This window comes from Sorangium sp. So ce836 (genome assembly GCF_028553905.1).
Classification (GTDB): Bacteria; Myxococcota_A; Polyangia; order Polyangiales; family Polyangiaceae; genus Sorangium; species Sorangium cellulosum_D.
The window spans coordinates 13,226,182-13,240,504 of sequence record NZ_CP102233.1 but is presented as its reverse complement, the minus strand read 5'-3'; the positions used below and the strand labels follow the sequence as shown (position 1 = coordinate 13,240,504).

Sequence of the window (14,323 nt, the reverse complement as noted above, 5' to 3'; positions counted from 1 at the left end):
CCATGGCAACCAAGAAGAAAGACGTTGAGTCGATTCACTATCTCTCCCCGCTCCAGCAGGGATTGCTCTTTCACGCGGTCTCGGACCGGTCCGCCGACCCGTACTTCGTCCAGGCGGCCTTCCTCCTGGAGGGGCGGCTCGATCCGGACGCCTTCGAGCGCGCCTGGCAGGCGCTCGCGGAGCGGCACCCGATCCTGCGCACGGGCTTCGTCTGGGAGGGCGTCGCCAGGCCGGTGCAGGTCGTCCGCCCGCGGGTGACGATCCCGCTCGCGCGCCACGACCTCTCCGGGCTCGCCGAGGGCGAGCGCGAGGAGGCGCTGGCCGCGCTGATGGCCGAGGACCGGCGCGCCGGCTTCGACCTGCTGAAGGCCCCCCTCATGCGGCTCGCGCTGATCCGGATCGCGGAGGACGCCTATTGCTTCGTCAACAGCCATCATCACCTGCTGCTGGACGGGTGGAGCTTCGCCCTCCTGCTGAGGGAGGCGCTGCTCGTCTACCGGGCGCTCGCGCGGGGCACGATCCCCGAGCTGCCGCGGGCGCGCCCGTACCGGGACTACCTCGCGTGGGTGCAGGCCCAGGACGAAGGGGTGGCCGAGCGGTTCTTCCGCGAGGCGCTGGCCGGGTTCCGGGCGCCGACGCCGGTCCCCCTGGAGGCCGGCCCGGGGCCGGCCGCGGCGCGCGGCGACGCGCCCCCGTTCGCCGAGCAGGCGCGGAGCTTCTCGCGGGCGGAGACCGAGGCGCTCGCGGCCTGCGCCCGCCGCCTGCGCGTCACGCTCAACACGCTCGTGCAGGGCGCGTGGGCCCTCCTGCTCGCCCGGCACAGCGGGGAGGCCGACGTGGTCTTCGGCGCCACGGTCTCGGGCCGGCCCCCGGAGCTCCCCGGCGCCGAGGCCATCGTGGGCGTGCTGATCAACACCCTGCCGGTGCGGGTCCGCGCGGACGAGCACGAGCCGCTCGCCGCCTGGCTCTCGCGGCTGCAGGACCGGAACAGCGAGCTGCGCCAGCACGAGTGGGCCCCCCTGTCCCAGGTCCAGCGCTGGAGCGAGGTGCCGGGCGGGCGCTCGCTCTTCGACACGCTCGTGGTGTTCGACAGCTACCCCGAGGAAGACGTGGCCGGCGGGCCATCCGACGTGCGCGACGTGCGCGTCCGCCCCCTGCCCCGCCCCGGCGCGCGCGAGGGCGACGCCACGCTCACCGCCGGGCGCAACAACTACCCGCTGTCGCTCATCGTCGAGCCGTCGAGCGAGCTCCGGCTCATCGTGTGCTACGAGCGCCGCCGCCTCGCGCACGACGCCGCGGCGAGCCTGCTCGGGCAGCTCCGCGCGCTGCTCGAGGCGATGGCGGCGCGGCCGCACGCCCGCCTGGCCGAGCTGCCCCTCGTGAGCGGCGCGGAGCGGCGGCGCCTGCTCGAGGGCGGGAACGCGACGGCCGCGGCCTTCCCGGCGGCCTGCGTCCACGAGCTGTTCGAGGCGCACGCCGCCGCCCGGCCCGACGCGCTGGCGGTCGTCTGCGAGGAGACGGCGCTGACCTACCGGGAGCTCGACCGCAGGACGAACCAGCTGGCGCGCCGGCTGCGGGCGCTCGGCGTGCGGCCCGAGGACCGGGTCGCCCTGTCCATCGAGCGCTCGGCGGAGATGGTCGTCGCGCTGCTCGGAGCGCTCAAGGCCGGCGCCGCGTACGTGCCCCTCGATCCGAAGTTCCCGCGCGAGCGGCTCCGCGCCGTGGTGGAGGACAGCGGCGCGCGGGTCGTGATCACCCAGGAGCGGTGGGCCGGCGCGTTCGACGAGCCGGGGTCGGCGCTGCTCTTCCTGGACCGCGACGGGGCCGCCCTGAACGACCTGCCCGATGGGCCGCTCGGCCCCGCGGCCCGACCCGAGGACCTCGCCTACCTCATCTACACCTCGGGCTCGACCGGCCGGCCGAAGGGCGTGGCCGTGGAGCACCGCCACCTCGCGAACTACGTGCGCGGCGTGCTCGCGCGGCTGCCCCTCCCCGAGGGCGGCGGCATGGCGCTGGTCTCGACCGTCGCGGCCGATCTCGGGCACACGTCGCTCTTCGGCGCGCTCTGCTCGGGCCGCGCGCTGCACGTCCTGTCGGACGACCGGACGTTCAACCCCGACGGCATGGCCGAGTACATGAGCCGCCATCGGGTGGATGCCCTGAAGATCGTCCCGAGCCACCTCGGCGCGCTCCTCTCGGCGGCGCAGCCCGAGCGCGTGCTCCCCCGGCGCTGCCTCGTGCTGGGCGGGGAGGCCTCGAGCGGGGAGCTCGTCGACAGGATCCGCGCGCTCGCCCCGGAGTGCGCCGTCATCAATCACTACGGCCCCACCGAGACCACGGTCGGCGCGTTGACCTGGGAGGTCGGCGGCGCCGGGCCGGCGGGGACCCTGCCGATCGGTCGGCCCCTCGCCAACGTCCAGGCCTACGTCCTGGACCGGCACAGCGAGCCTGTGCCGCCCGGCGTGCCCGGGGAGCTCTACATCGGCGGCGCGGGCGTGGCGCGCGGGTACCACGGCCGCCCCGAGCTGACGGCAGAGCGCTTCGTCCCCGACCCCTTCGGCGTGTCGCCCGGCGGCCGCCTGTACCGGACCGGCGATCGGGCTCGCTACCGGCCGGACGGGGCGATCGAGTTCCTGGGGCGCACGGACCACCAGATCAAGCTGCGCGGCCACCGCGTCGAGCTCGGCGAGATCGAGGCCCACCTGCGCGAGCAACCCGGGGTGCAGCAGGCGGTCGTCGTGGCGCGGGAAGACGGTGGAACGAAGCGCCTCGTGGCCTACGCGGTGGGCCGGGACGCGGCGCCCCTCGACGCGGCCGCGCTCCTCGCGCGGCTCGCAGAGCGCCTGCCGGACTACATGGTGCCCAGCGCGATCGTGCCTTTGCCGGCGCTGCCGCTGACCGGGAACGGCAAGATCGACCGCGCGGCGCTGCCGGCGCCCGAGGCGGACCGCGCGCAGCGCCGCGAGGGCCACGTCGCGCCGCGAAACGGCGTGGAGGCGACGCTCGCCCGGATCTGGGCCGAGGTGCTGCGCCGCGGGCCGGTCGGCGTCCACGACGACTTCTTCGCGATCGGCGGCGACTCCATCATGAGCCTGCAGATCATCGCGCGCGCCAACCGGGAAGGGCTGCACCTCTCGCCCAAGCAGATCTTCGCGCGCCGGACGATCGCCGCGCTCGCGGGCGATCTGGCCGAGGCGCCGGCCCCGCCGGAGCCGCCGGCCCCGCCGCGGCCGCCCGAGATCGAGCCCTTCCGCCTCGCCCGGCTGGAGCAGGCGCAGCTCGACGCCCTGCTGCGCGCCGATGGCGACATCGAGGACGTGCTCCCCGCCTCCCCGGTGCAGCAAGGCATGCTCTTCCATGCGCTCCTGACGCCGGAGACGAGCCCGTATTTCAACCAGATCGTCTGCCGGTTCGCGCGAGGCCTGGACGTCGACGCCTTCGCGCAGGCCTTCCGGGTCCTCGGCGCGCGCCACGCGATCCTGCGGACGGGCTTCCTCGCCGGCGCCGCGGAGCCTCATCAGGTCGTGCGGCGGGCCGTGCGCCTGCCCATCGAGGTCCTCGACTGGCGGGAGCTCTCGGGCGCCGAGCAGGCGGCGGCGCTCGAGCGCTACCTCCGGGAAGATCGCCTGCGGGGCTTCCGGTTCGAGGAGCCCCCGCTCCTGCGCGTCGCGGTGATGCGCCTCTCGGAGCACGTCGACGAGGTCGTCTGGAGCGTTCACCACGCGCTGCTCGACGGTTGGTGCCAGGGGCTCGTCCTCAGGGAGTGGCTGACGTTCTACGAGGAGGCGCGGCGCGGCGCGCTCAGGGAGCGCGAAGCGGCGCCCCCCTACCGGAGCTACATCGCGTGGCTCGGGCGGCAGGACATCGCCGCCGCGGAGGCCTTCTTCCGGGCTCACCTGAAGGGGCTGACGGCGCCGACCCGGCTGCCGGAGCCCACCGCGGCCCCGCCGGCGCCCGGCGCCCGCCGCTTCCGCGAGCACCGCGCGCGGCTCGCGCCGGGCGCGACGACGGCGCTCGCGACGTTCGCGCAGGCGCAGGGCGTCACGCTCAACACCGCCGTGCAAGCCGCGTGGGCGCTGCTCCTCGCCCGCTACAGCGGCGAGCCGGACGTGCTCTTCGGCGTCACGGTCGCCGGCCGCCCCGCGGACCTGCCCGACGCCGGTTCGATCATGGGCGCGTTCATCAACTCGCTCCCCCTGCGCCTGCGCGTCCCCCCGGCCTCGCGGCTCGCGGACTGGCTGCAGCAGATCCAGGCGCTCAACCTCGAGCTGCGGCAGTACGAGTACAGCCCGCTGGTGCAGGTGCAGCAGTGGAGCGAGGTGGAGCGGGGCGCGTCGCTCTTCGACTCGCTCCTCGTGTTCCAGAACTACCCCGTGGACCAGGCCGTCGACGAGCACCGGCGGGCGCTCGGGATCGAGGTGAGCACGGCGGAGGCCTGGACCAATTACCCGCTCACGATCTACGCGGTCCCCGGCAGCGAGCTCGCGCTGACGCTCTCGTTCGACGCGCAGCGCCTCGACGAGGACACGGTCGCCCGCATGGCGGCGGCCCTGTGCGCGCTGCTCGAGCGCATGCCAAACCAGCCCGAGGCGCGGCTCGCGGGGCTCGCGCCCCTCAGCGACCCGGAGCGCGACCCGGAGCAGCAGCGGCTCGCCGCGGAGCAGCGCTCGTCCCGGCGGGACTACCGATCGCACCCCTGCCTGCCGGCGATGCTCGCGGCGCAGGCGGAGCGGACGCCCGGCGCCGTCGCGGTGACGTGCGGGCGAGAGCGCCTGACCTACGGAGAGCTGGACGCCCGCGCCAATCGGCTCGCGCACGCCCTGCGGCGCCGGGGGGTCGGCCCGGAGACGCTGGTGGGGCTCTGCGTCGAGCGCTCGCTGGAGATGATGGTGGGCCTCCTGGGCATCCTGAAATCGGGCGGCGCCTACGTCCCGCTCGACCCCGCCTATCCGCGCGAGCGGCTCCGCGCCATGCTGGAGGCCTCGCGTCTGCCGCTGCTCCTCACGCAGGAGCGCCTGCTGCACGCCTTGCCCGACACCGGCGCGCGCGCGATCTGCCTCGATCGGGACTGGCCCTCCATCGCCGGCGAGCCGGATCGGGATCCGACGCCGCTCCTCGATGACGAGAGCCTGGCCTATGTCATCTACACGTCGGGATCCACGGGCCGGCCCAAGGGCGTCATGGTCCGCCACGGCGGCGTGACCAACTTCCTTCTATCCATGAAGGAGCACCTCGCGCCCCCGGGCGACGTCGTGGTGCTCGCCACCACGTCCATCTCCTTCGACATCGCCGTGCTGGAGCTGTTCCTGCCGCTGCTCGTGGGCGGGCGGGTGGAGCTCGCCCGCCGCGAGGACGCGGCGGACGGCGAGCGCCTCTCGGCGCTGCTCCGCGCGTCCGGCGCGACGCTGATGCAGGCCACGCCGACGGGCTGGAAGGCGCTGCTGGAGAGCGGCCGTCCTCGGCTCGACGGCCTGGCCGTGCTGTGCGGGGGCGAGGCCTTCCCGCGGGAGCTCGCGCGCAAGCTCCTCGAGGCGGGCGTGGCCCCCTGGAACCTCTACGGACCGACGGAGACCACCGTCTGGTCGAGCATCCATCGCGTGACCTCGGACGAGCCGATCCCGCTGGGGCGCCCGATCGCCAACACCGAGCTCCACGTGCTCGATCGGCATCTCTACCCGGCGCCCCTCGGCGTGGCGGGTGAGCTCTGCATCGGAGGGGCCGGCCTCGCGCGGGGATACCTCGATCACCCCGACCTGACGGCCGATCGCTTCATCCCGGACCCGTTCAGCCAGGAGCCGGGCCGCCGCCTGTACAGGACCGGCGACATGGCGCGGCTCCGGCGCGACGGCACCCTCGAGTTCCTCGGGCGGATCGACCATCAGCTCAAGATCCGCGGCTTCCGGATCGAGCCGGGCGAGATCGAAGCGCAGCTGCGGGCCTGCCCGGGCGTGCGCGACGCGGTGGTCGTGGCCCGCGAGGACGCGGGGACGCCGCGCCTCGCCGCGTACGTCATCCCGGAGCCGAGCGCGGCGCTCACCGCGGACGGGCTGCGCGCGTGGCTGAAGGACCGGCTGCCCGACTACATGGTGCCGTCGGCCTACGTCTGGCTCGACGAGCTGCCGCTGACCCCGAACGGCAAGGTGAACCGGAAGGCCCTACCCGCGCCGGGGCTCGTCGCGCGCGAGCAGCGCGCGCGGCCCCGCACCGCGACGGAGGAGATCGTGGCGTCGATCTGGGCCGAGGTGCTCGGCCTGGAGACCGTCGGCGCGAACGAGGGCTTCTTCGAGCTCGGAGGACACTCGCTCCTGGCCACCCGCGCGATCTCCCGCGTCCGCGCCTCGTTCCAGGTGGAGCTGCCGCTCCGGTCGATCTTCGATCATCCGACCGTGGCGCAGCTCGCCCGCGCCGTGGACGAGGCCGTCCGGCAACAGCGCGGCGCGACGGCGCTGTCGCCGATCGTCCGGCAGCCGAGGGATGGCGGGCTGCCGCTCTCGTTCGCCCAGCAGCGCCTGTGGTTCCTGGCCCAGCTCGAGCCCGACAGCGCCGGGTACAACATGACCTCGGCGGTGCGCGTCGCCGGCGCGCTGGAGCTCGCGCTGCTCCGGGAGAGCCTCGCCGCGCTCGCCCTGCGCCACGAGGCGCTGCGCACCACGTTCGCCGTGGTCGACGGCGAGCCGGTGCAGGTGATCGCCCCGGAGGGGGCGCCGGCCTTCGAGGTGGTGGACCTGTCGGCGACGCCCGCCGCGGAGCGCGAGGCGGCCGTCCAGGGCCTGGCCTCCGCCCGCGCCGAGCGGCCGTTCGATCTCGCCCGCGGTCCGCTCGTCCGGGTGACCGCGATCGAGCTGCGCGAGGACGAGCACGTGCTCGTCCTCGTCGCGCACCACATCGTGGCCGACGGCTGGACGATGAACGTGCTGGTGGCGGAGCTCGCCGAGCTCTACGTGGCGGCGAGGGCCGGGCGGCCGCCGGCGCTCCCGCCGCTGCCGGTGCAGTACGCGGACTTCGCCGTCTGGCAGCGGCAGCGGATGGGCGGCGCGGTCCGCGACGCGGAGCTCTCGTACTGGCGAGAGCGGCTCTCGGGGCACCCGCCGGCGCTCGATCTGCGCCCGGACCACCCGCGGCCGGCCGGCGGGAGCTACCGCGGCGCGCGGCGCACGATCGCGGTCGACCGCGCGCTGGCCGAGGCCCTGCGCGCCCTCGGCCGGCGCGAAAGCGCCACCCTCTTCATGACGTTGCTCGCCGCGTTCAAGGTCGTGCTCTTCGGGCGCACCGGCCAGGCCGATCTCCTGGTCGGGACCGACGTCGCGGGGCGCAACCGCGAGGAGATCGAGGGGCTGATCGGGTTCTTCGTCAACCTGCTGGTCCTGCGCACGGATCTCGGCGGCCAGCCCACGTTCCGGGAGCTCCTCCAGCGGGTCCGCGAGGTCACGCTGGGCGCGTACGCGCACCAGGATCTGCCGTTCGAGCAGGTCGTGGACGCGCTGCGACCGGCCCGCGAGCCCGGCCGCCACCCCGTGGTGCAGACGCTGTTCGTCCTGCAAAACACGCCGGCGATCGACCTCGCGCTGCCCGGGATCCGCTTCAGCGCCGTGGAGCTCGACCGCGAGGTGTCGCGGTTCGACCTCGGGGTGTTCGTCGAGGAGACGGACGAGGGGCTCACGTGCGCGTGGAAGTACCGCGCCGATCTGTTCGAGCCGTCGACGATCGAGGCGATGGCCGCCCACTTCATGGCCGTGCTGCGGGCCATCGTCGACGACCCCGACCGCCGCGTGACGGCGCTCGCGGCAGCAGAGAGGAAGGAGCGCATCATGGAAGGACGCGGGCGCGACGAGGGCCGGAGGAGCCTCAAGCGCATCACGCCGCGCAGGGTGGACGTCGGCCCGAGCGCGCTGGTCTCCACCGGCACGCTCGGCGAAGGGCCGCTGCCGCTGGTCGTGAGCCCGGCGGTGGAGGACGTGGAGCTCGCGGCCTGGGCGCGCGAAGAGCGGGCGTTCGTCGAGGCGCAGCTCCTCCGGCACGGGGCCATCCTCTTCCGCGGCTTTCCGATCCGGTCGGTCCCGGAGTTCGAGCAGGTCGCGAATGCCATCTGCGGCGAGCTGTTCGGCGAGTACGGCGATCTTCCGCGGGAGAAGGCCGGGCAGAACATCTACGGTTCGACGCCGTACCCCGCCGACAAGGCCATCCTGTTCCACAACGAGAGCTCGCACCTGCCGCGCTGGCCGCTCAAGCAGTGGTTCTTCTGCGTGCAGGCCGCCCCGTCCGGCGGCGCGACGCCGCTCGTGGACTGCCGCCGGCTCTACGAGGCGCTGTCGCCCGAGCTCCGCGAGCGCTTCCGGCGCCTGGGCCTGCTCTACGTGCGGAACTTCACGCCGGGCTTCGACGTGGGCTGGCAGGACTTCTTCCACACGACGGATCCCGCGGTCGTGGAGGAGCGCTGCCGCGCGGGCGGCATGCGGTGCGAGTGGCTCGCGGGCGGCCGGCTGCGGATCAGCCAGCGCGGCCCGGCGGTGCTCGCGCACCCGAGGACGGGAGAGCTGGTGTTCTTCAACCAGATCCAGCTGCACCACCCGGCGTACCTGGAGGCGCCGGTGCGCGAGTCGCTCCTCGCCATGGTCGGCGAGCAGTGGCTGCCCCGCAACGTGTGTTACGGCGACGGCGCGCCCATCGAGGTCGAGACGACCCGCGCGCTCGGCGAGGCCTACGAGCGCTGCGCCGTGCGGTTCCCGTGGCGGGAGGGCGACATCATCCTGCTCGACAACATGCTCGTGGCCCACGGCCGCGATCCGTTCTCCGGCCCACGGAAGATCGTCGTGGCCATGGGCGAGATGGTGACGGGCGAGACGGCGGCGCCGGGCGCCCGCGGCGAGGTGGCGTCATGACGATGCAGGTCGCGGCGTCGACGCCGAGGGTCCAGGGCGTGCGCCTGTCGCCGCAGCAGCGGCACCTGTGGGCGCTCCATCAGCGCGGGGCCGCGGCGTGCGCGCGCGGGCTCCTCCGGCTGGAGGGAGATCTCGATCCCGCGCGGCTCTCGGGCGCCCTCGCCCGCGTCGTCGCGCGCCACGAGATCCTGAGGACGACGTTCCGCCGGGACGCGCGCCTCAGGTTTCCGCTGCAAGCCGTCGGCGAGGCGGCGCCCGCGTGGCGCCGCGTGGATCTGACCGACCGCGCGGCCGGCGAGCAGGAGGCGCACGTCGAGGCGCTCTGGCGCGACGCCGCGCGGCTCGAGTTCGACCTCGAGCGCGGGCCGCTCCTCCACGTGTGGCTGGTGCGCCGCGCCGCGCGGCGGCACGATCTGCTCGTCGCCGCGCCCGCGCTGTGCGCCGACGCGTGGACGCTGCGCCTCCTGTTCGGCGAGCTGGCCGAGGCCTACGCCGCCGACGATCGAGGGGCGCTCGGGGCGGAGCCGGTGCAGTATGCCCAGTTCGCCGAGTGGCAGAACGATCTCGTCGGCGCGGCGCAGGGCGCCCGGGCTCCGGCGGCGGCGCCCCTCGTCCTCCCGTTCGAGGGCGCCGCCGAGGAGGGCGGCGCCGCCGAGGAGTCCGTCGCGATCGAGGTCGACGCGGCGCTGCTCGATCGGCTGAGCGCGCTGGCCCGCGGCGAGGGGATCCGGCTCCCCTCGGTCCTGCTCGCGGCCTGGCAGGTCCACCTCGCGCGCCTCGGCGGGTCGCGGGAGCTCGTCGTCGCCGTGGCCTCGGATGGGCGGCGGATGGAGGACGTCCAGGAGGTCATGGGCCCGGTGGCCAAGTGGCTCCCGGTGCCGTGCCGCGTGGACGACGCGCTCGGGTTCGCCGAGCTCTCGCGCCGGGCGCAGGCCGGCGTCGACGAGGCGTCGGAGGAGCAGGAGTCCTTCGATCCCGGCTCGCCGGCCGACGGCGGGTGGCACGCCAGCGCCGTCGGCTTCGAGCTCCAGTCGCTCCCGGAGCCCCGGGCCGTGGGGGGCCTCTCGTGGCAGATCGAGCGAACGTGCACGGGCGCTGGCGGGCTCAAGCTCGCGCTCTCGGCCCAGGAAGGGCAGGGCCGCGTGCGGCTCTCGCTCGGGTACGACGCGCGCCGGTGCGGGGCGGAGGGCGCCCTGGCGATGGCGGAGCAGTACCGGGCGCTGCTCGGGAGCGTGGCCGAGGCCTGGTCGGCGCCGGCCTCGAGCCTCGGCCTGCTCGGCCCGGCGGAGCGGGCGCGGCGGCTCGCGGCGGGCCGGGGCGCGGCGCACGACGCGGCGCCGCCGCGGTGCCTGCACGCCGCGTTCGAGGAGCACGCCGCGCGGCAGCCCGACGCGCTGGCCGTGGTCGGGGGCGAGCGGCGGCTGACGTACGCTGAGCTGAACCGGCAGGCCAACCGGCTCGCGCACCACCTCCGCCGGCGGGGGGTCGGCGGCGGCAGCCCGGTCGGCCTCTGCTGCGAGCGCTCCGCGGACATGATCGCGGGCCTCCTCGGCATCCTCAAGGCCGGCGGGGCCTACGTGCCGCTCGACCCGCACGCGCCCGCGCAGCGGCTCGGCCAGCAGATCCGCCGCGCGGGCCTCTCGGTCCTGGTCACGAACGCGGCGGCCCGCGCCCGGCTGCCGGCCGCGGACTGCGCCGTGCTCTCCGTAGACGACGCGGCGCTGCTCGACGCCGAGCCCGCCGGCGACCCGGGCGTGCCGGTGCTGCTCGACGATCTCGCGTCCGTCGTCTTCACGTCGGGGTCCACGGGCGAGCCCAAGGGCGTCGCCGTCACGCACCGCGGCGTCGCCAGCTACACCCGGTCGGTGTGCGAGGCGCTCGGGATCGAGGCCGGGCTGCACTTCGCGACCGTCTCGACGCTGACCGCCGATCTCGGCAACACGAGCATCTTCGGCGCCCTCGCCACGGGCGGGTGCCTGCACGTGATCGGCTACGAGACGGCCACCGACGGGCGGCTCTTCTCGGAGTACACCCGGCGCTGGCCGATCGACGTGCTGAAGATCGTGCCGTCCCACCTGAGCGCGCTGCTCGACGCGGGCGCCGGGGCGGCGGTGCTGCCGCGGCGGCTCCTCGTGCTGGGCGGCGAGGCGCTGCCGCTCGCGCTCGTCGACCGGATCGCGGCGCTCTCGAGCGGCTGCGCGGTGGCCAACCATTACGGGCCGACCGAGACGACGGTGGGCGCGCTGGTGCTGCCGCTCTGCGATCTGCGCGATCGGCGCGGGTGCGCCTCGGTGCCGATCGGCCGCCCGCTGGCCAACGCGGAGGCGTACGTCCTCGACGAGCGCCTGGAGCCAGCGCCGGCGGGCACGGTGGGCGAGCTGTACCTCGGCGGGGCCGGGCTTGCGCGCGGGTACCTCGGCCAGCCCGATCTGACCGCGGAGCGGTTCGTGCCGCACCCCTTCGGCGCGGGCGCGCGCCTCTACCGGACGGGCGATCGGGCGCGCTACCGGCCCGACGGCGCCATCGAGTTCATGGGCCGGCGCGATCACCAGCTGAAGATCCGCGGTCATCGGGTCGAGCTCGGGGAGATCGAGGCGCGCGTCCGGGAGCATCCGGCGGTCGGGCAGGCGGTCGTCATCGCCGCGCGCCAGGACGGCGCGGTCGGGTCGACCATCGTCGCGTACGTCGTCCCCCGGGACGGCGCGATCGACGAGGCTGCGCTGCGCGGGTTCCTGAGGGAGCGGCTTCCCGAATACATGCACCCGAGCGACGTCGTGCTGCTGCACGCGCTCCCGCTGACCGCGAACGGAAAGGTGGATCGGCGCGCGCTGCCCAGCCCTGCGGCGCGGCGGCGGCGCGCGTACGTCGCGCCGCGGACGCCGGTCGAGGAGGCGCTCGCGAAGATCTGGGCCGACGTCCTCGGGCGTCCGCAGGTGGGCGTCGAGGACGACTTCTTCGACCTCGGCGGGCACTCGCTGCTGGCGATCCCGCTGATGCACCGGATCCAGCAGGCGCTCGGCGGCTCGCTGTCGCTGATGGCGATCTTCGAGGCGCCGACCGTGGCGAGCCTCGCGCGGCTGCTCGGCGGCGAGCGCCCGGCGTCGAGCGTCGTGGCGCTCCGCGCGGCCGGGTCGCGCCCGCCGCTCTTCTGCGTGGATCCCACGGGCCGGCATGTCACGGCGTACGAGGGCCTCGCCGGCGCCCTCGGCGACGACCAGCCCGTGCTCGGGATCGAGCTGGGCCCGGCGCTCGCGCGCGAGGCCGAGGCGGCGTCGATCCGGCGGATCGCCGAGCGGCTGTCGCGCGAGATCCGGGAGCGGCAGGCCCGCGGCCCCTATCTCCTGCTGGGGTGGTCGCTGGGCGGCGTGCTGGCGCTCGCCATCGCTCGTGCGCTGGAGGAGCAGCGCGAGACGGTCGCGTTCGTCGGCCTCCTGGACACGCAGCCGCGCACGCGCGTCTACGCGTCGGGCGAGCCGGACGCCGTGGAGGAGCTCGCCGCGTACGTCGCGCTGGACCGCAGGGCGGCGTTGCTCGCGCTCCCGCCGGCGGAGCTCGACGCCTTGCGCGCGCGGCTCTCGGGGCTGGGCGAGGTCGACCGCGTGAACGAGGCCGTGCGGTGGGCCCAGGCGCACGGCTTCGTGCCGAGCGACGTGCCGGCCGCCGCCTTCCACCCCCGGTACGCGCTGCTCCGGGACGCGGCCGTGTACTTGAACGAGCTGCCGCCGCGCAGCCTCCGGGCGCCCATCCACGTGTGGTGGAGCGCCCAGACGATCGAGCGCCGCGGCGGCCCGCCCGTGGACTGGCAGCAGTACACGGCCGGCGCGGTGCGCGCGGAGATCGTGTCCGGCGATCACTTCGACGCCGTGCAGGGGGCCGACGTGCATGCGCGCGTACGCGCGGCCCTGGAGACCTTGGACCTGGGGGAGCGCGCCCCGGAACGCCCGGAATCGACCAACCCGTCTCGCTAGGGAGTACCCGATGAGCCTATCTGCAGCTTCGAACGTGCCCGCCCTGGACCAGGTCCCTGTGGCGCTGAAACCGACCCTCCACGCGGGCCTCGTCGCCGAGCTGGCCGAGCGCCACCGGCGGCGCGCGCCGTACGATCTCGGGGATCATCCGCTGCTCGAGCGGCAGCGGCAGCGGGAGTCGAGCGCCCGCACGTACCCGCGGCGCCTGCCGCTGGCGCTGGCCCGCGCGCAGGGCGTCTATGTGGAGGACGTCGAGGGGCGTGTGTTCATCGATTGCCTCGCCGGGGCCGGCACCCTGGCGCTCGGCCACAACCACCCTGCCGTGATCGAGGTCATGGAGCGCACCTTGCGCTCGGGTCTGCCCCTCCACGGGCTCGATTTCACGACGCCGGTGAAAGACCGCTTCATGCAGGACGTGCTCGGCGCGCTGCCGGCCGATTTCGCCCGCCACGCGCGCATCCAGTTCTGCGGCCCCACCGGGGCGGACGCCGTCGAGGCCGCGCTGAAGCTGGCCAAGATCGCCACCGGGCGCGGCACGGTGCTCGCGTTCCACGGCGCGTATCACGGCATGACGCAGGGCGCGCTCACCTTGATGGGCAATCTCGGCCCCAAGGTGGCGCTCGGCCACAGCCTGCACGGCGTCCAGTTCCTGCCGTATCCGTACGAGTACCGGTGCCCGTTCGGGCTCGGCGGCGACGCCGGTATCGCGGCCTCGCTCGCCTACATCGAGAACCTGCTGTCCGACCCGGAGAGCGGCGTGCCCAAGCCGGCTGCCATCATCATCGAGGCCGTGCAGGGCGAGGGGGGCGTCATCCCGGCGCCCGTGGCCTGGCTGAAGGGGCTGCGGGGGCTGGCGACGCGCTACGGTATCCCGCTGATCCTCGATGAGGTGCAGTCGGGCTTCGGGCGGACCGGGCGCATGTTCGCGTTCGAGCACGCCGGCATCGAGCCGGACGTCGTGGTCCTGTCGAAGGCGCTGGGCGGCGGGCTGCCGCTCTCGGTGGTGGTGTACCACGAGCGCCTCGACACCTGGCGGCCGGGCGCCCACGCGGGCACGTTCCGCGGCAATCAGCTCGCGATGGCGGCGGGGTCGGCCACGCTCGCGGTCCTGCGCGCCGAGCGCCTCGATGCCGCGGCCGCGGAGCTCGGCGCGCGGCTCATGCAGCAGCTCGCCGCGCTCGGCGAGCGGTTCGCGTGCATCGGCGACGTGCGCGGCCGCGGCCTGATGGTCGGCGTGGAGCTCGTGGACGCCGCGGCCGTGCCGAACGCGCTCGGGGCCCGCCCCGCCCACCCGGAGCTCGCCGCGCGCGTACAGCACGAGTGCTTGCGGCGCGGGCTGATCGTGGAGCGCGGCGGGCGCCACGGCGGCGTGGTGCGGTTCCTCCCGCCGCTCGTCATCACGGCCGCCCAGATCGACGAGGTGGCGAGGATCTTCGGTCAGGCGCTCGCCGCGGCCAGCGTGTAGCCGAGGGCTCG

At 75.0% G+C, this 14,323-nt stretch carries 3 protein-coding genes; all 3 read left to right on the top strand.

Annotated features, from left to right (window positions below; all coding sequences use genetic code 11):
• Positions 1-2 precede the first annotated feature (2 nt).
• Genes NQZ70_RS48465 through NQZ70_RS48455 form a run of 3 tightly spaced genes read left to right on the top strand, consistent with a single transcriptional unit; the run spans position 3 to position 14,312 of the window.
• Positions 3-8,879 (top strand): non-ribosomal peptide synthetase, encoded by an 8,877-nt coding sequence (locus NQZ70_RS48465; protein WP_129580286.1) that lies wholly within the window; start codon positions 3-5, stop codon positions 8,877-8,879.
• On the top strand, positions 8,876-12,847 hold the full coding sequence (locus NQZ70_RS48460) for a non-ribosomal peptide synthetase (RefSeq protein WP_129580285.1): 3,972 nt from the start codon (positions 8,876-8,878) through the stop codon (positions 12,845-12,847). Before NQZ70_RS48465 ends, NQZ70_RS48460 begins: the two co-directional genes overlap by 4 nt.
• Before the next feature lie 10 nt (positions 12,848-12,857).
• Positions 12,858-14,312 (top strand): diaminobutyrate--2-oxoglutarate transaminase, encoded by a 1,455-nt coding sequence (locus NQZ70_RS48455; protein ID WP_129580284.1) that lies wholly within the window; start codon positions 12,858-12,860, stop codon positions 14,310-14,312.
• Positions 14,313-14,323: the final 11 nt, after the last annotated feature.